The following is a 17,597-nucleotide window of genomic DNA, read 5'->3' as shown; positions in this document are numbered from 1 at the left end:
CCGGGCCCGAGTCCACCGACCCGCAGGACGGCGAGTACCGGGTGCACGCCGTCCACCACCCCGGGCGGACGTTCGTGCTGCCCGAGTCCATCGGGGCGTCGGTGCCCCTGTCGGTGGACGACGTGCTGGCCGCCACGAAGTGGTCACACCGCGGCGGGGACCGTCAGACGGCCGTCGTGGACTTCGGCGACCTGGTCGACGGCGGTCAGGTGGGTGCGGTCGTGGGTGACCAGGACGGTGGCGGTGGCGCGCTGGTGGGTGAGGGTGGTGAGCAGGTCCAGGACGGCGGCGCCGCGTTCGTGGTCGAGGGCGCTGGTGGGCTCGTCGACCAGGAGGACGGTGGGGTCGTTCATCAGCGCGCGGGCGATGTTGACGCGCTGGCGCTGACCACCGGAGAGCTGGTGCGGGCGGCGGCCCGCCTGGTCGCGCAGGCCGACGGCGTCCAGCAGCTCCAGGGCCCGGGGGAGGGCGGTGCGCGGTGCGCGGCCGTCCAGGTGGGCCATCACCTGCAGCTGCTCGACGGCGGTGAGCGAGGGCAGCAGGTTGGGCTGCTGGAAGACGATGCCGATCCGGTCGCGGCGCAGCGCCGTCAGCGCGGTGCGGCTCAGGCCGGTGGTGTCCGTGCCGTCCACCACCACCCGGCCGGAGTCGGGGGCGATGAGCGTCGCGGCGACCGCCAGCAGGCTGGACTTGCCCGAGCCGGACGGGCCCACCACGGCGGTGAGCGTGCCCTTCGGGACGGTCAGCGAGACGTCGTCGAGGGCGGTCAGCCGGCCGTCGCCGTCCGGGTAGGTGAGGGTGACGTGGTCGAGAAGAAGGGTCATCGGGCGCTCCCCAGGGCGGTCAGCGGGTCGACGGCGGTGATGCGGCGGACGGACAGGGCCGCGCCGACCGCGCCGAGCGCGATCATGACGACGGCGGGCACCAGGACGGTCGGGGCGTCCAGGACGAACGGGACGGCGGAGCCGATCAGCGCGCCGAGGCCGGCGGCGACGGCGGTGCCGAGCGCGGTGCCGAGCAGCAGCAGGACGACGGCCTGTCCGAGCGCGTCGCGCAGCAGGTAGCGGGTGGAGGCGCCGAGCGCCTTGAGGACGGCGATGTCGCCGCTGCGCTGGATCGTCCAGACCGTGAAGAACGCGCCGATCACCAGGGCGGAGATGGCGAACAGGAAGCCCCGCATCAGCTGCAGCGAGCCGTTCTCGGAGGTGTAGGAGCCGATCGCGGCGAGCGCGTCGTCCCGGGTGCCGGTCTCGGTGCCGAGCGCGGCGTCGGCGGCGTCCAGGTCGGCGTTCTCGTCGGTGGTGAGCGCGACCACGGTGGCGTGGCCGGCGCCGCCCGGGGCGGACTGCTGCCAGTCGGCGAGGGTGGTCCAGACGACCGGGGTGTGGCTGTAGGAGGCGTCACCGGAGACGGCCGCGACCGTCAGCGGGTGGCCGGCGACGGTGAACGCGTCGCCGGGGTGCAGCCCGCCGAGGTCCTCGGCGGCGGTCTGCGACAGCACCGCCCGGCCCGGGGAGAGGGCGGAGCCCTGCGGGGCGAGCGTGGAGCCGTCGGGCGCGCCGAAGACGGAGACCGCGGCGGTGCGCGGACCGGCCGCCGCCTTGGTGGTGGCGATGCCGAGCGGCTGGGCGTCGGTGACGCCCGGGGTCCGGGCCCAGCCCTGCCACTGCTCGGGGGTGACCTGGGAGTCGGTGAACGACAGCTTCTGCCCGTCGGCGGGCCGGCCGAAGGCCAGGTGGTCGGCGGGCAGGCCGGTGATCGCCGAGATGTTCTGCCGGCCCAGCCCGGCGGTCAGGCCGGACAGCAGCCCGACCAGCACCGTGATCAGTACGATGACGGTTCCCATCAGGGCGAACCGCCCCTTGGCGAACCTCAGATCCCTCCAGGCGACGAACACCACAAGCCCTTCCGCTCGATCCACTGCGACACTGACGAGGTTCGTCGAAAGAGGGGCCCTCGGGCATCGCACCGGGGATTGGATCCTCGGCATCGAAGGGCAGAATCCGAGTTCAACCTTTTGATTGATGCCGGTCGGCGGCATGCGCCTTACGCTGGACGGATGGCGACCGATCGACCCCGTACCACTCCCGTCGCCCGCGTACTCCAGGTCTGCCTGCACCTGCTGGTGGCGGGCCTGCTGGCACTCGCCGTCGCCCGGGCCCTGGCCGGGCGGGGCGGCGACCCGGCGGCCGTCACGGCCGCCGCCACCGCGATGGCCGCGGTCTACACCGCCGGACCCCTGATCGCGGCCGTCGGCCGCTCCCGCCGGGCCGCCGGGCTCTGGCTGGCGCTGCTCGGCATCACCTGGGCGGGCGTGCTGGTCGTCTCCCAGGACGGCGTCTGGCTGGCCTTCCCGCTGTACTTCCTGGAGCTGCACCTGCTCGGCCGGCGCGCCGGCCTGGCCGCGGTCGGGCTCACCGCGGTGGCCTCGATCGCCGCGTACTCCGCGCACCAGCACGACGTGAGCCTGGCCGCGGCCATCGGGCCGCTGCTGGGCGCCGCCGTGGCCACCGCGACCGTGTACGGCTACCAGGCGCTCTACCGGGAGAGCGAGGAGCGCCGCCGCCTCATCGACGAGCTCACCGCGGCCCGGGCCGACCTCGCCGCGGCCCACCACGCGGCCGGTGTTCTCGCCGAGCGCGAACGGCTCGCCCGGGAGATCCACGACACCCTCGCGCAGAGCCTCACCAGCATCCAACTGCTGCTGCGGGCCGCGCAGCGCGCCCTGCCGGAGCGCACCGACGCCGCCGCCGAGTACGTCGAGCAGGCCCGGCAGGCCGCGCAGGACAACCTCGACGAGGCCCGCCGCTTCGTGCGCGCGCTCACCCCGCCGGCGCTGGAGAGCGACACGCTGCCGGTCGCCCTGGAGCGGCTGTGCGCGACGACCTCGGCGCGCAGCGGGCTGCCGGTGCGGCTGCACGTCTGCGGCGAGCGGGTCCGGCTGCCGGTGCCGCACGAGGTGGCGCTGCTGCGGATCGCCCAGTCGGCGCTCGGGAACACCGTGCGGCACGCCGGGGCGACGCACGCGGAGGTGACGCTGAGCTTCATGGCGGGGGAGGTGTCGCTGGACGTGGTGGACGACGGGGCGGGGTTCGACCCGGCGGCCGTCCGAGGACCGGCGGCGGCAGCGGAGGGCGAGGGCGGCTTCGGGCTGCCGTCGATGCGGGCCCGGGCGCGGGCGCTCGGCGGTACCTTCGCGGTGGAGTCCGCGCCGGCGGAGGGCACGGCGCTCGCCGTGCTGCTGCCGGTGCCCGGTGCTTCCGGCGCTTCGACTGAGGAGTCCCCGTGACCGAGGGTGTGATCCGCCTGCTGCTCGCCGACGACCACCCGGTGGTCAGGGCCGGGCTGCGGGCCGTCCTGGAGAGCGAGCCGGACTTCGTGATCGTCGCGGAGGCCGCGACCGCCGAGCGTGCCGTGGAGCTGGCGGCGGAGGCCGAGGTCGACGTGGTGCTGATGGACCTGCAGTTCGGGCCCGGCTCGGCGATGAACGGCGCGCAGGCCACCGCCGCGATCACCGCGCGGGGCGCGGGCGCGCCGCGGGTGCTGGTGGTGACCACGTACGACACCGACGCGGACACCCTGCCGGCGCTGGAGGCCGGGGCCACCGGGTACCTGCTGAAGGACGCGCCGCCGGAGGAGCTGGCGCGGGCCGTGCGGTCCGCGGCGGCGGGGCGGACGGCGCTGGCGCCGACGGTGGCGGACCGGCTGCTGGAGCGGATGCGCACGCCCGCGGCGGCGCTGAGCGTGCGCGAGACCGAGGTGCTGGGGCTGGTCGCGGACGGGCTGACCAACCAGGCGATCAGCCGCCGGCTGCAGCTGAGCCTGGCCACGGTGAAGTCGCACCTGGTGCACATCTACACGAAGCTGGGCGTGGAGTCGCGGACGGCGGCGGTGCGGGAGGCGCGGGCGCGGGGGCTGATCCGGCGCGGGGGTTGAACCGGCGCGGGTCGACCCCGGGCGTAGGGTGGGCGGGCAGCCCGAGAACCCCGGTGCGCCGTGTGAGTGGAGGATCCCCGGATGGCCGTGCGACTCGACGAACTCCCCCTGCCCGTGATCGCCGCCCCGATGGCCGGCGGCCCGTCGACGCCGGAGCTGGCGGCCGCCGTGAGCGGGGCGGGCGGGCTCGGCTACCTCGCCGCCGGGTACCGGAGCGCCGCGGCCACGCTCGAACAGGTCCACCGCGTCCGGGAACTGACGGACCGCCCGTTCGGCCTGAACCTGTTCGTGCCGGCCGGGCCCGGCGACCCGGCGGCCGTCGCCGCCTACCGGGAGCGGCTGCGGCCGGAGGCCGACAGGCACGGCGTGACCCTGCCGGAGGCGATCGCGCCGGACCGGGACGACTGGGACGCCAAGATCGCCGCGCTGCTCGCCGAGCCCGGCCTGGTCCCGGTGGTGTCGTACACCTTCGGGCTGCCCTCCGCCGAGGAGGCGCGGGCGCTGCGGGCGGCGGGCACCTTCCAGGTCGGCACGGTGACCACGCCGGAGGAGGCACGGCGCGCCGAGACGGCCGGGATGGACGCGCTGGTCGTGCAGGGGCCGGAGGCCGGCGGGCACCGCGGCACCCACCGGACGGCGGACCGCCCCGGGGACCTGCCGCTGCTCGACCTGCTGGCCGCCGTCCGGGCGGTGACCGGGCTGCCGCTGGTCGCGGCCGGCGGGCTGTCGGACGGTGCGGCGATCGCGGCCGCGCTGCGGTCCGGGGCGGTGGCGGTGCAGCTGGGGACGGCGCTGCTGCGCGCGGACGAGGCCGGGACGACGGCGGCACACCGCGCGGCGCTGACGGAGTTCGACACGACGGCGGTGACCCGGGCGTTCACCGGCCGCCCGGCCCGGGCGCTGCGCAACGACTTCGTCGACCGGTTCGACGCGTACGCGCCCGCCGCCTACCCGGACGTCCACTACCTGACCCAGCCGCTGCGCGCGGCGGCGGCCCGGCGCGGTGACACGCAGGCGATGCACCTGTGGGCGGGGACGGGTCACCGGGCGGCGCGCAGCGGCCCGGCGGCGGAGCTGGTCGGGGAGTTGTGGAAGGACGCCCGGGCCGCCGGGCTGTGAGACCCGGCGGCCACGGGAACGCGGGGGATCAGCCGAGCAGGCCGGCCATCCAGGCCTCGATGGCCGGCACCGTGCGGGGCAGCGCGCCGGACATCAGGCGCGCGCCGTCGGCGGTGATGACGAGGTCGTCCTCGATCCGGATGCCGAGGCCGCGCAGTTCGGCGGGCAGCGTCTCGTCGTCGGGCTGGAGGTAGAGGCCGGGCTCGACGGTGAGCACGTGGCCCTCCTCCAGCACGCCGTCCAGGTACGTCTCGGCGCGGGCCTTGGCGCAGTCGTGGACGTCGAGGCCGAGCATGTGGCCGGTGCCGCAGAGGGTGTAGCGGCGGTAGAGGCCGCTGTCGTCGGCGAGCGCCTCCTCGGCGCTGACCGGCAGGACGCCCCAGTCGGCGAGGCCCTCGGCGATGACGCGGGCGGCCGCGGAGTGGAAGTCGCGGAAGCGGGCGCCGGGGCGCAGCGCGTCGATGCCGGCCTGCTGGGCGGCGAGGACGAGTTCGTAGGCCTGCCGCTGGACGGGGGTGAAGGTGCCGCTGAGCGGGAGGGTGCGGGTGATGTCGGCGGTGTAGAGGGTGTCGGTCTCCACGCCGGCGTCGAGCAGCAGCAGAGCGTTGGGGTCGAGGGCGCCGTCGTTGCGGATCCAGTGCAGGACGCAGGCGTGGGCGCCGGAGGCGGCGATGGTCTCGTAGCCGATGCCGTTGCCCTCGGCGCGGGCGCGCAGGTTGAACACGCCCTCGATCCAGCGCTCGCCGCGGTGGTGGCGCAGCGCGGTGGGCAGGGCGCGCACGACGTCCTCGAAGCCGAGGACGGTGTGGTCGACGGAGAGCTGGAGCTGCTCGACCTCCCAGGTGTCCTTGACCAGCCGCAGCTCGGACAGCACGGCGGAGAACAGGCCGTCGCCCTGGCCGAGTTCGGCGGCGCCGGGGCGGCCGGTGGCGGCGTCGAGCGCGGGGTCGACACCGGTGAGGACGCGGGTGGCGGGCTGCGGGCCGGTGAGCAGCTTGTCCAGCTCGTCGAGGTGCTCGACGCGCACGCCGGTGAGCCGGGAGGCCTCGGCGAGGTCGGGGCGGCGGCCGACCCAGAACTCGCCGTAGCGGCGGTCGCGGAAGAACTCGGCGCCGCGCACCGGGTCGCCGCCGCGCGGGGAGCGGGGGCGCAGGTAGAGGACGGGCTCGTGGCCGTCGGGGCCGGTCGGCTCCAGGACGAGGACGTGGCCGACCTGGTCCTCGCCGGTGAGGCCGGTGAGCCAGGCGTAGGCGCTGTGCGGGCGGAAGCGGTAGTCGCAGTCGTTGCTGCGGACCTTGAGGGTGCCGGCCGGGACGATCAGGCGCTCGCCGGGGAAGGCGGCGGAGAGCCGGCTGCGGCGGCCGGGGGTCACCGCGAAGCCGGGGACGCGGTCGTCGGCCGGGAGCGGGGTGGGTGCCCAGGAGGTACCCATGAAGGCGTTGAGAGCGGGGGAGACGGGGAGGTCGTGGCTTCCGGTGTTGAGGCCGGTCTGACGGAGGGTCACCGGGTGCTCCTAAGCGGGTGGTGCGGATTTCGGGGAGGTGGGGGTGGCACGGACACAGCTCGGTAACGGGTGGCGTCACCTCTTGTGCAGTGCAATTTCACATTACTATGTTACGGGTCACACCGCGGAGCGGCTAGACCCGCAGAGGTCGCCCTCCGAGGCTGGTCCCGGATCCACCCCCGGGGCGGACGACGGGCCTTCACGGCGGGCCCCCCACTGCGGAGTCAAGATATGAACAGGCGTACCCAGACCGCCCTCGCGGCGGCCATCGCGGCGGCACTCACCCTCGGCCTCGGGGCCTGCGGCAACAAGGACAAGGGCGACGACGGCTCCGGCGATGCCGCCGCCACCTCCACCAAGGGCCCGGGCGCCGAGAACGGGACGATCGTCGGCGGTACGCCGGTCAAGGGCGGCACCCTGACCGTGCTGACCAACCAGGACTTCGCCCACCTCGACCCGGCACGCAACTGGACCCTGCCGCAGATGGACTTCGGTACCCGGCTGATCTACCGGACCCTGGTCACCTTCAAGGCCGAGCCGGGCGCCGCCGGCAGTGAGATCGTCCCCGACCTCGCCACCGACGTCGGCCGCCCGTCCGACGGTGGCAAGACCTGGACCTTCACCCTGAAGGACGGTCTGAAGTACGAGGACGGCACCCCGATCAAGGCCTCCGACATCAAATACAACGTCGAGCGCTCGTTCTCCCCGGACCTCACCGGCGGTCCCGACTACGCCGTCCAGTACCTGGCCGGTGGCGAGAACTACAAGGGCCCGCTGACCGGCGAGCACCTGCCGAGCATCGAGACGCCCGACGACAAGACGATCATCTTCCACCTCAAGCGTCCGGTCGCGGAGTTCTCCTACACGGCCACCCTGCCGACCTTCGCGCCGGTCCCGCCGGCCCAGGAGAAGGGCACCCAGTACGACACCCGGCCGTTCTCCTCCGGCCCGTACAAGATCGAGTCCTACGACCGCGGCAAGCAGCTGGTGCTGGTCCGCAACACCAACTGGGAGGCCGGTACCGACACGGTCCGCAAGGCCTACCCGGACAAGATCGTGGTGACCCAGGGTCTCAAGGGCGGCCAGGTCGACGACCGGATCATCGCCAGCGAGGGCGCCGACGCCTCCTCGATCGAGATGCCGTGGATGCGCCCGGAGTCCGTGCCGAAGGTGCTGCCCAAGGCGGACGTCAAGGCCCGCATGGTGGCCGAGCGCACCGGCTGCACCGACAACCTGTACATGAACACCTCCAAGGCCCCCTTCGACGACCCGAAGGTGCGCGAGGCGATCATGTACGCCGTCGACCGCGAGGCCCAGGTCACCGCGTGGGGCGGCCCCGCGCTGGCCGAGGTCGCCACCTCCTACCTGCCGCCGTCGCTGACCGGCGGTCAGAAGGCCGACCCGCTGCAGATCCCGGCCACCGGCGACCCCGAGAAGGCCAAGGAGCTGCTGAAGGCGGCCGGCAAGACCGACCTCAAGGTCTCGCTCACCGTCTCGCTCGGTGACAAGACCCGCGGTGAGGCCATTCAGCAGTCGCTGTCCAAGGCCGGCGTCCAGGTCACCGTCAACACCGTCGACCCGTCCGCCTTCACCGACACCCTCGGCGACACCAAGAACGCCCCCGAGCTGACCATCAACGGCTGGTGCCCGGACTACCCGTCCGGCGCGACCTTCCTGCCCTTCATCTTCGACGGTCGCACCATCAAGGAGAAGGGCAACCAGGGCAACTACAGCCAGTTCCGCGACCAGGCCACGATGGACGAGATGGACCGCATCGCGACCCTGACGGACGTCAACGAGGCCAACAAGGCCTGGCAGAAGCTGGACGAGGACCTCATGAAGAAGGCTCCGGCCGTGCCGCTGATGTGGCAGCGCCGCGCGCTGCTGGTCGGCAACAACGTGGCCGGCGCGTTCGGCAACTCCGGCTACGCCGGAATGCTCGACATGGCCGTGATCGGCCTCAAGGACCCCTCGAAGAGCCAGGGCTGAGGGAACCTCCGCAATGAGTAGCACTTCCATCGAGCCCGCCGCCGCGCCCGTCGCGGCGGCGGGCCCCGCGAAGGCCTCCGGGCGCGGGCCCTGGCGGCTGGTCTGGGACCAGCTCTGGGCCAAGGGCTCCGCCCGGTTCGGCCTGATCACCGTCGCCGTCCTGGTCCTGCTGGCCGTGCTGGCCGGCCCGCTGAGCGCCCTCGGCGGCTGGTCCCCCGAGGAGTTCGACAAGCGCGCCATCGATCCCTACCTGGGCGGCGTACCCAAGGGCGACTTCGGCGGCATCGGCGCCCGGCACTGGCTCGGTGTCGAGCCGGTCACCGGTCGCGACCTGTTCGCCCGGGTCCTGCACGGCGGCCAGGTGTCGCTGCTGATCGCCTTCGTCGCCACCGCGGTGGTCGTGATCGCCGGCACCCTGGCCGGCATCGCCGCCGGCTACTTCGGCGGCCGGGTCGACGCCCTGCTCTCCCGGCTGATGGACCTCACCATGTCCTTCCCCTCGCTGATCTTCATGATCGCGATGATGTCGGTGGCCAAGGACGTCAACCGGATCGTGCTGATGACCGCGGTGATCGGCCTGTTCGGCTGGCCCGGCATCGCCCGCGTGGTCCGCGGCCAGACCCTGTCGCTCAAGCACCGCGAGTACGTCGAGGCCGCCAAGGTCGGCGGCGCGCGTTCCTGGCGCATCCTCACCAGGGAGATCCTGCCGAACGTCTCCGGCCCGATCATCGCGTACACCACGCTGCTGATCCCCGGCATGATCGCCACCGAGGCCGCGCTCTCCTACCTGGGTGTCGGCGTCCGGCCGCCCACGGCCTCGTGGGGCCAGATGATCGCCGAGTCGATCGTGCACTACGAGACCGACCCGACGTACTTCCTGATCCCGACGGTCTTCCTCTTCATCGCGGTACTGGCGTTCACCCTGCTCGGCGACGCGCTGCGGGACATCCTCGACCCCCGGGGAGGCCGGTCGTGATCCTCTACCTCGGCCGCCGGCTGATCGGCGTGGCCGGCATCCTGCTGGCCATCTGTGCCATCACCTTCACCATCTTCTACCTGCTGCCCAACGACCCGGCCGCGGCCGCCTGCGGCAAGACCTGCAGCCCCGACCGGCTCGCCGAGGTCAAGGCGGCGATGGGCCTGGACAAGCCGATCTGGGAGCAGTTCGGCACCTACCTGGTCGGCATCGTGGCCGGCCGCGACTACGGCAGCGGCCCCAGCGCCGTGCACTGCGGCTTCCCCTGCCTCGGCTACTCCTACGAGTACTCGCTTCCGGTCTGGGACCTGCTCGTCGACCGCCTGCCGGTCTCCGTCTCGCTCGCCCTCGGTGCGGCCGTGCTCTGGCTGGTCCTCGGCCTGGGCGCCGGCGTCACCTCGGCGCTGCGCAAGGGCAAGCCGGCCGACAAGGTCCTGATGGTGCTCTCGGTCGGCACCGCCTCGCTGCCGGTCTACTTCACCTCGGTCATGCTGATCTGGGGCGTCGTCCGCAGCGCCGGTCTGCTGCCCTACCCCTCGTACCACAAGTTCACCGACGGCCCGTTCGAGTGGGCCTCGAACCTGCTGCTGCCGTGGATCGCGCTGGCCCTGCTGTACGCGGCACAGTACGCCCGGCAGAGCCGCAACTCGATGATCGAGGCGATGGCGGAGCCGTACATCCGCACGGCCCGCGCCAAGGGCATGCCGTCGCGCACCGTCACCGTCAAGCACGGCCTGCGCTCCGGTATGACGCCGATCCTCACCATCTTCGGCATGGACCTCGGCGGCCTGCTCGCCGGCGCCGTCATCACCGAGTCGATCTTCGGTCTGCCCGGCATCGGACGGCTCTTCTACGACGGTCTGCTCCGCTCCGACCAGCCCGTCATCCTCGGCGTCACGTTGCTCGCGGCCTTCTTCATCGTCGTCGCGAACCTGCTGGTCGACGTGCTCTACGCGTACGTCGACCCGAGAGTGAGGTACTGATGACCGCACTGTTGGAGGTCGAGGACCTCAAGGTCTCCTTCGACACCCCGCGCGGCACCGTCCGGGCCGTCGACGGCATCAGCTTCGCCGTCGAGGCCGGCCAGACCCTCGGCCTGGTCGGCGAGTCCGGCAGCGGAAAGTCCGTCACCTCGCTCGCCGTCATGGGCCTGCACCGCGGCGCCGCCGTCACCGGCTCGATCCGGCTCAACGGCCAGGAGCTCAACGGGCTCGGGGAGCGCGAACTCGGTACCATCCGGGGCCGGCGGATCGCCATGATCTTCCAGGACCCGCTCTCCAGCCTGCACCCCTTCTACCCGGTCGGGGAGCAGATCGCCGAGCACTACCGGGTGCACTTCAAGGCCTCCCGCAAGGCCGGGCGGCAGCGCGCGATCGAGATGCTCGCCGAGGTGGGCATCCCCGAGCCGGCCCGCCGGGTCGACGAGTACCCGCACCAGTTCTCCGGCGGCATGCGCCAGCGCGTCATGATCGCCATGGCGCTCGCCTGCGAGCCCGACCTGCTGATCGCCGACGAGCCGACCACCGCGCTCGACGTCACCGTCCAGGCCCAGATCCTCGATCTGATCGCCCGGATCCAGCAGGAGCGCGGCCTCGGCGTCGTGATGATCACCCACGACCTCGGCGTGGTCGCCCGGGTCGCCCACGAGGTGCTCGTCATGTACGGCGGCCGCGCCGCCGAGCAGGCGCACGTGGACCGGCTGTTCGCCGCCCCCGCGCACCCGTACACCCGAGGGCTGCTCGACTCGCTGCCCCGTCTGGACGACACCGACGACGCCCCGCTGCGGGCCATCCCCGGCAGCCCGCCGTCGCTGATCGCCCCCGCCCCCGGCTGCTCCTTCGCCCCGCGCTGCGTCCGCACCACCGCCGCCACCGCCGAGGAACACGCCCGCTGCCTGTCCGAGCGGCCCGGCTTCGGCCCGCTCGCCCCCGGCCACCAGGCCGCCTGTCACCTGCCGCTGGTGCCGGAAGGAGCCCTGGGATGACCGAACCCCTGCTGACGGTCCGGGACCTGGTGAAGACCTTCCCCGGCCGCCGCTCGCGCACCGGCAAGGCCGGCGCCCCGATCCGGGCGGTGGACGGCGTCAGCTTCGACGTCGGCGCCGGCGAGACGCTGGGCCTGGTCGGCGAGTCCGGCTGCGGCAAGTCCACCACCGGCCGCATGATCGTCCGGCTGATCGACCCGACCTCGGGCAGCGTCAACTTCGACGGCACCGAGATCGGCGGCCTGAGCCAGGCCCAGCTGCGCCCGCACCGCAAGCACCTGCAGATGGTGTTCCAGGACCCGTACTCCTCGCTCAACCCCCGCCAGACGGTGGCCCGGATCATCTCCGAGCCGCTGCTGGTCCAGGGCACCGGCGCGGCCGACGCGCGCAAGCGGGCCGCCGAGCTGATGGAGCTGGTCGGCCTCATCCCCGAGCACCTGGACCGCTACCCGCACGAGTTCTCCGGCGGCCAGGCCCAGCGCATCGGCATCGCCCGCTCGCTGGCCACCTCGCCCCGGCTGGTGGTCGCCGACGAGCCGGTCTCCGCGCTGGACGTCTCCATCCAGGCCCAGGTGGTCAACCTGATGGAGCGGCTCCAGGACGAGCTGGGGCTGGCGTACATCTTCATCGCGCACGACCTCTCGGTGGTCAAGCGGGTCTGCGACCGGGTCGCGGTGATGTACCTCGGGCGGATCGTCGAGATCGGCGACAAGCACCAGGTGTACGGCAACCCCGCGCACCCCTACACCAAGGCGCTGCTCTCCGCGGTGCCGCTGCCCGACCCGGCGGCGGAGCGGGCGCGCGAGCGGATCGTGCTGCTCGGCGACCCGCCGAGCCCGGCCGACCCGCCGCCCGGGTGCAGTTTCCACCCGCGCTGCCCGAAGGCCCAGGAGATCTGCCGCTCCGAGCGACCGCTGCTGCAGATCGCCGGTCCGGGCGGCCGCGAGGCGGCCTGCCACTTCCCGGAGAACTGACCCGGGATCCACGGTCCCGCGGCCGCGGGCGCCTGCCACTGGGCGCGCCCCCGGTCGCGTTCCGACCGCCGTACCGTCCGAACCACCCCCACGCGGACGGTACGGCACCACACCGCGCGAGCAGCATGCCCGCTCGCGCACCGAACGCCCGGCCGGGCGCGGCGGGGAGCCTGATGAGGGCCGCGCCCGGCCGGGTCTCCACCCGGCCGACCTCCTGAAGGGTCGGCCGGGTGCGCCGGGCCTGCCGGGGCCGACCTGGGTCGTCGGTCCTGGCGGGCCCGTGCGGCGTTCACGGCCTCAGTCGGCCGGCCCGGCGGTTCCGGCTGTCCCGGTCGAGCCGGCCGGGCGGGTCGGGCTCCTCGGAGGGCAGCCGGCGCGGGCCGGGGCCGTCGGCGGCCAGCGCGTCGCGCGGATTGAGCACCCGGCAGCGGCGCAGCGAGAGGCAGCCGCAGCCGATGCAGCCGGTCAGCTCCTCCTCCAGCCGCTCGATCTCCCGGCGCCGGGCCGCGAGCAGCGCCGCCCAGCGGCGCGAGATCCGCTCCCAGTCGCGCTTGTCCGGCATCCGCTCGGCGGGCAGGCCGGCGAACACCTCGGCCACCTCCGACAGCGGGATGCCGAGCCGCTTGGCGACCAGGATCAGCGAGAGCCGGCGCAGCACGTGCCGGTGGTAGCGGCGCTGGTTGCCGGACGTCCGCTCGGAGGCGATCAGCCCCTGCTCCTCGTAGAACCGCACCGCCGAGGCGGCCACGCCGGCCCGCCGGGCGACCTCGCCGACGGTCAGCAGATCGATCGGGCGGGGCCTGTCCTCCGCGCCCTGCGCGGCGTCCGTGGCGCGGTCCATGGGCATCCTTGACTTCAAGCTCTGTTGAACTACTAGCGTACCGAGGCGTGACCGACTCCTCGTCCGCCCGGACCACTGCCACCCCCTCCGACCAGGGACGTCACGCTCCGGAGGCGGAGCCGCCGACGTCCTCCGGCGGCTGGGGCGAACTGTTCTCCCGGCAGTTCGCCGCCCAGGCCTCGATCCTCGCCGGCGGCGTCGCGCTGTACGCGATGAACCTCTACTTCACCGCCGCCCTGCTGCCCTCGATCGTCGAGGACATCGGCGGCGCCCGCTACTACGCGTGGGTGGCGACCGGCTTCCTGATCGCCGCGGTGATCGCCGCGATGCTGGTCAGCCGGATGCTGGCCCGGCTGGGGCCCTCGCGCGCCTATCTGACCGGCTTCCTGGTGTTCGCCGGCGGCGCGGGGCTGACCGCGGTCAGCCCGACGATCGAGGCGCTGATCGTCGGCCGGATCGTCCAGGGCCTGGGCGGCGGGCTGATGGCCGGGCTCGGCTACGCGGTGATCCGCACCGCGTTCCCGGAGCGGCTGTGGACCAGGGCCGCCGGACTGGTGTCCGCGATGTGGGGCGTGGGCACCCTGGTCGGCCCCTCGCTGGGCGGGCTCTTCGCCGAACTGGGCCTGTGGCGCGGGGCGTACGCGCTGCTCCTGGCAGCGGCCGTGGTGCTGGCGGTGCTGGCCCGGCGCTCGCTGCCGGGGCCGTCCGGCACCGGACGGTCCGCCGAGCCGCTGCCACTGGCCTCGCTGGTGCTGCTGACGCTGGCGGCGGCCACCTTCAGCATCAGTTCGACGGTGCCGCGCGGCTGGGCGACGGTGCTGTGCATCGTGGTGGGCCTGGCGCTGCTGGCCGGCTTCGTGCTGGCGGAGCGCGGCGGGGCGGCGACCGTCCTGCCGAAGCTGACCTACCGGCGCGGCAACCACCTGAAGTGGATCTACCTGACCGTCGCCGTGTACTGCACCGGCGTGATGACGGAGACCTTCATCCCGCTGTTCGGCCAGGAGCTGGGCGGGCTCAGCCCGCTGGCGGCCGGGTTCCTGGGGGCGACGGTCTCGGCGGGCTGGACGTCCGCGCAGCTGTTCAGCGTCAACCTGGGCTCGGAGCGGGCCCGGGAGCTGGCGATCCGGCTCGGTCCGGCGGTGCTCACGGCGGGCCTGCTGGCGTACGGCCTGCTGCAGACGGGCTCGGCGTCCGGCGGGCGGGTGCTGCTGTGGGCGGTGGTGCTGGTCGCGGGCGGCACGGGCATCGGGGTCGCCTTCCCGCACCTGAGCGTCACGGCGATGCGCAGCACGGACGACGAGGCGGAGGGGGCCAAGGCGGCGGCCGGGCTCAACACCACCCAGCTGATCGCCTTCTCGGTGAGCTCGGCGCTGGCGGGGACGCTGGTGAGCATCGGCGGGGACTCGACGCTGGACGGGGCCCGGTACATGGTCTTCGGGCTCGGCGCGCTGACCGTGTTCGGCACCGCGACCGCGGCGCTGAGCCTGCGCCGGGGGTGTCCGGACGCGCGCTGAGCTCCGCACCCGGGGGACGCGCGCTGAGCTCCGCACCCGGGGGACGCGCGCGGCCGCCCCGGCCCTCCGTGGGGGAGGGTCGGGGCGGCCGTTCTTCCGCGGTACCTGTCTTCCACGGGAGACCCGGTGCTCAGGACACCGGGGGTGCTGGGGTCAGGACGCGGGGCCGACCCGGACGGTGGTGATCCGCCCGCCCTGGGCCTCGCGGACGACCTCGATCTTGGTGTTGGTGTCCGGGACGTTCACCGCGAGCAGCGGGGTGGCCGGGTCGCGGTAGACGCCGCTGTGGTCGTTGAAGACCGGCACGGCCGGCTTGGACCCGATGCGCACCGGGACGCCTGACTTGTGCAGGGTGAACGCGGTGGTCGGCTTGAGCGAGAAGGTCGCGTCGTAGGTCTGCGCCCGGCCGTTGACCAGGGTGCCGTCGGCGAAGCGGATCGGGGTCGGGCGGGCGTCGATCGGCAGGATCAGGCCGCCGCCCGGGTGGTCCTTGGTGTTGTTGTCGCCGTACGCGGTGTCCCAGAGCCAGACGAGCACGCCCTCCTGGTACGGGTAGTTGTCGACGATGTCCTTCTTGCCCTCGACGCCGGAGTAGCCGAAGTTGTACGGCCCGGTCTTCAGGAACTCGCCGAAGCCGCTGTAGCGGCGGTTCTCCACCAGGTAGGCGCGCGGGTGCTGCTTGACGAAGGTGCGGCCGGTCACGATGGTGAAGCCGGTGCTGACCCAGTCCGCGGTGCCGTTCTCGGCGCCGTCGGCGAACAGCTCGGTGCCGCCGGCGGTGATCTTCACCGCGTCGACCAGGACGCCCTTGCCGTGGGTGTTGTTGTCCGAGGTGACGTGGAAGCGGAGCCTGACGTTCTTGCCGGCGTAGCCGTCCAGCGGGATGTGCAGCTGCCGGTAGGCGCCCGAAGTGCCGCTCAGGCCGGGGACGTTGGCGCTGGTGTTGCCGATCGGGGCGCCGTCCACGGTGCCGGGCAGGGCGGTCCAGCGCTTGCCGCCGTCGGTGGAGGCCTCGACGGTCAGGAAGTCGTAGTCCTGCTCGACGTCGTACCAGATCGCCGCGTCGAGGGCGGCCGGGCCGGTGACCGAGGTCAGGTCGACGTCGCGGGCCAGCGCGTTGTCCAGGTCGTCGCCGGTCTGGCTCCACCACTGCTTGCCGCCCTCGCGCGGGTCGGCGAGGTCGGTGCTGGTGGTGCTGTCCGGCAGGTGGACCAGCACGGCCTGTGCCTGGTCGGTGTTGTAGCCGCTGACGCCGAGGGCGTGGCTGGAGCGGGTGGCGGCCTGCGCCTCGTCGTAGTTGAGCCAGCCGAACTGCAGCTTGCTCCAGGCGTCGAGGTCACCGGGGTAGGCGCCGGTGGTGTTCTTGCCCTTGCCCAGGTACGAGCCGGAGGACATCAGCGACCAGAAGTTGACGCTGTTGTCGCCGCCGGTGGTGCTGTACAGGTCGGGCAGGCCGAGGTTGTGGCCGAACTCGTGGGAGAACAGGCCGACGCCGCTGTTCTCGCCCGCCTGGACGTAGTCGTAGACGTACAGGCCGCTGTCGCCGACGGGCGCGCCGCCGATCTTGTTGCCCTCCGGGCCGACCTGGCCGGTCGGGTCGGGGAGGGTCCAGCTGCGGTGCGCCCACAGCGCGTCGGCGCCCTGCGCGCCGCCGCCCCAGGTCTCGTCGACGCCGGCGTGCACCACGATGACGTTGTCGAGGTAGCCGTCGGGCTGGGCGAACTCGCCGTTCTTGTCGTGGTCGTAGCGGTCGTAGACGTCGTACTGGGCCAGCTCGGCCTTGACGTCGGCGGCCGAGCGGCCCTTGGCGACCTGGCTGTCGTACCAGGCCTTGACGGCGTCCCGGATGAACTCCTGGCCCTGGGTCCAGGCGCCGGAGCCCTGCGGGCCCTTGTTGGAGCCGTAGCGGGCCTCGTTCCAGGGCAGGGTGACCCAGTCGCTGACGGTGCCCTCGATGTCGTAGCGGCCCGAGGACTGGGTGCGGTAGTAGTTGCGCATCGAGACCGCGCCGGGCGCGTCGTCGAAGAACATCTTCTGGTAGTACTGCCGGCTGAAGTCCTGGTTCCAGAGCGTGTGGTTGTCGCTCCGGCCCGGCTTGGCGATGCTGTTGTGCAGCGGGCCGGGGGTGCCGCCGTAGCGCGGCTGGCCGTTGTGGAGGGTGGTGTTGTCCACCTGGTCGCCGAACTCGGCGAGGATGACGAAGACCTTGTCCTTGCGCTGCTGGGCGAGCTGGACGTAGTCGTTGCCGACCCGCACCTTGGCGGGCGCCCGGCGGTCGGTGGTCTTCGCCACGGCACCCTTGTTGAGCTGCTCCAGTGCCTTGGTGCGCAGCGACTGGCGCTCGCGCTCCTGCGGGGCGAGCGGGGCGGGCGGGGCTTCGAGGCCGCCGGCCTCGGTGCCGCTGCCGCTCTCGGCGGTGAGAGCGGGCGCGGGAGTGGGGGAGGCGGCCTGGGCGGCGGTGGACCCGAGGAGGGTGGCCGCTATCGCACTCGTGGTGAGTGCGGCCGCGAACGCCGCGGACAGTCTGCGCAACTGACCGGTCCTTTCCGGACGGGGGTGGTCGGGTGAGCGCAGGTAATATTTCACATGTCATGGGTCACACGGAAGACTTCGGGCTCCGGTCCCGGCAAAAGCCGGGCGCCGCACGGCCCGGATGGGGCCGTGATGGCACCCCGGGCGCACCGCGCTGGTCACCGGCGGCACCGGGGCGCTCGGCGGGCACGTCGCCCGGTGGCTGGTCCGCGGCGGGGTGGAGCACCT

At 73.3% G+C, this 17,597-nt stretch carries 15 protein-coding genes; 10 read left to right on the top strand and 5 right to left on the bottom strand.

Annotated features, from left to right (window positions below):
* Positions 1 to 143 precede the first annotated feature (143 nt).
* Positions 144 to 824, bottom strand: coding sequence for an ABC transporter ATP-binding protein (locus ABT238_RS27885; protein WP_350570789.1), 681 nt, complete (start codon positions 822 to 824; stop codon positions 144 to 146).
* Positions 821 to 1,897 carry an ABC transporter permease gene (locus tag ABT238_RS27880; RefSeq protein ID WP_350797161.1) on the bottom strand — a complete coding sequence of 359 codons (1,077 nt, stop codon included), beginning with the start codon at positions 1,895 to 1,897 and terminating at the stop codon, positions 821 to 823. Before ABT238_RS27880 ends, ABT238_RS27885 begins: the two co-directional genes overlap by 4 nt.
* A 162-nt stretch (positions 1,898 to 2,059) precedes the next feature.
* Between ABT238_RS27880 and ABT238_RS27875 the strand changes: the two genes are divergently transcribed.
* From ABT238_RS27875 to ABT238_RS27865, 3 genes are all read left to right on the top strand, one after another.
* The gene (locus ABT238_RS27875; RefSeq protein WP_350796616.1) at positions 2,060 to 3,289 is read left to right on the top strand and encodes a sensor histidine kinase; all 1,230 of its coding nucleotides are present in this window, start codon (positions 2,060 to 2,062) and stop codon (positions 3,287 to 3,289) included.
* The gene (locus ABT238_RS27870; RefSeq protein WP_350570792.1) at positions 3,286 to 3,936 is read left to right on the top strand and encodes a response regulator; all 651 of its coding nucleotides are present in this window, start codon (positions 3,286 to 3,288) and stop codon (positions 3,934 to 3,936) included. The genes ABT238_RS27875 and ABT238_RS27870 overlap by 4 nt, the downstream gene beginning before the upstream one ends.
* Positions 3,937 to 4,017: 81 nt before the next feature.
* A complete protein-coding gene (locus ABT238_RS27865) occupies positions 4,018 to 5,055 on the top strand; it encodes a nitronate monooxygenase (RefSeq protein ID WP_350570793.1) in 1,038 nt (345 codons plus the stop codon).
* A gap of 28 nt (positions 5,056 to 5,083) precedes the next feature.
* Here the strand turns inward: ABT238_RS27865 and ABT238_RS27860 are convergent, their stop codons facing one another.
* Positions 5,084 to 6,487, bottom strand: a complete 1,404-nt coding sequence (locus ABT238_RS27860; protein WP_502884378.1) for an aminopeptidase P family protein — start codon at positions 6,485 to 6,487, stop codon at positions 5,084 to 5,086.
* 303 nt (positions 6,488 to 6,790) lie between these two features.
* On the opposite strand from ABT238_RS27860, the gene ABT238_RS27855 reads away from it, so the two are divergent.
* From ABT238_RS27855 to ABT238_RS27835, 5 genes are read left to right on the top strand one after another with little or no spacing between them, the layout of a single operon-like run.
* The gene (locus ABT238_RS27855) at positions 6,791 to 8,548 is read left to right on the top strand and encodes an ABC transporter substrate-binding protein (protein ID WP_350570796.1); all 1,758 of its coding nucleotides are present in this window, start codon (positions 6,791 to 6,793) and stop codon (positions 8,546 to 8,548) included.
* 13 nt (positions 8,549 to 8,561) lie between these two features.
* The gene (locus ABT238_RS27850; RefSeq protein WP_350570798.1) at positions 8,562 to 9,524 is read left to right on the top strand and encodes an ABC transporter permease; all 963 of its coding nucleotides are present in this window, start codon (positions 8,562 to 8,564) and stop codon (positions 9,522 to 9,524) included.
* Positions 9,521 to 10,507, top strand: coding sequence for an ABC transporter permease (locus ABT238_RS27845; RefSeq protein ID WP_350570799.1), 987 nt, complete (start codon positions 9,521 to 9,523; stop codon positions 10,505 to 10,507). The genes ABT238_RS27850 and ABT238_RS27845 overlap by 4 nt, the downstream gene beginning before the upstream one ends.
* On the top strand, positions 10,507 to 11,508 hold the full coding sequence (locus ABT238_RS27840) for an ABC transporter ATP-binding protein (RefSeq protein ID WP_350570801.1): 1,002 nt from the start codon (positions 10,507 to 10,509) through the stop codon (positions 11,506 to 11,508). The genes ABT238_RS27845 and ABT238_RS27840 overlap by 1 nt, the downstream gene beginning before the upstream one ends.
* A complete protein-coding gene (locus ABT238_RS27835) occupies positions 11,505 to 12,482 on the top strand; it encodes an ABC transporter ATP-binding protein (RefSeq protein WP_350570802.1) in 978 nt (325 codons plus the stop codon). The genes ABT238_RS27840 and ABT238_RS27835 overlap by 4 nt, the downstream gene beginning before the upstream one ends.
* A gap of 289 nt (positions 12,483 to 12,771) precedes the next feature.
* On the opposite strand, the gene soxR is transcribed toward ABT238_RS27835, so the two are convergent.
* Positions 12,772 to 13,323: a redox-sensitive transcriptional activator SoxR gene (soxR, locus tag ABT238_RS27830; RefSeq protein WP_350796508.1), complete on the bottom strand. Its 552-nt coding sequence runs from the start codon at positions 13,321 to 13,323 to the stop codon at positions 12,772 to 12,774.
* Between the two features lie 47 nt (positions 13,324 to 13,370).
* On the opposite strand from soxR, the gene ABT238_RS27825 reads away from it, so the two are divergent.
* On the top strand, positions 13,371 to 14,837 hold the full coding sequence (locus ABT238_RS27825) for an MFS transporter (protein WP_350796493.1): 1,467 nt from the start codon (positions 13,371 to 13,373) through the stop codon (positions 14,835 to 14,837).
* Positions 14,838 to 14,990: 153 nt separating this feature from the next.
* Here the strand turns inward: ABT238_RS27825 and ABT238_RS27820 are convergent, their stop codons facing one another.
* On the bottom strand, positions 14,991 to 17,369 hold the full coding sequence (locus ABT238_RS27820) for an immune inhibitor A domain-containing protein (protein WP_350796476.1): 2,379 nt from the start codon (positions 17,367 to 17,369) through the stop codon (positions 14,991 to 14,993).
* 154 nt (positions 17,370 to 17,523) lie between these two features.
* Between ABT238_RS27820 and ABT238_RS27815 the strand changes: the two genes are divergently transcribed.
* Positions 17,524 to 17,597, top strand: a 74-nt coding sequence (locus ABT238_RS27815; protein WP_350797148.1) for a KR domain-containing protein, incomplete at its 3' end; no start/stop codon positions are given.

This window comes from Kitasatospora sp. NPDC001527, from assembly GCF_040298605.1.
Classification (GTDB): Bacteria; Actinomycetota; Actinomycetes; order Streptomycetales; family Streptomycetaceae; genus Kitasatospora.
This window is presented reverse-complemented; position numbering and strand designations above follow the sequence as displayed.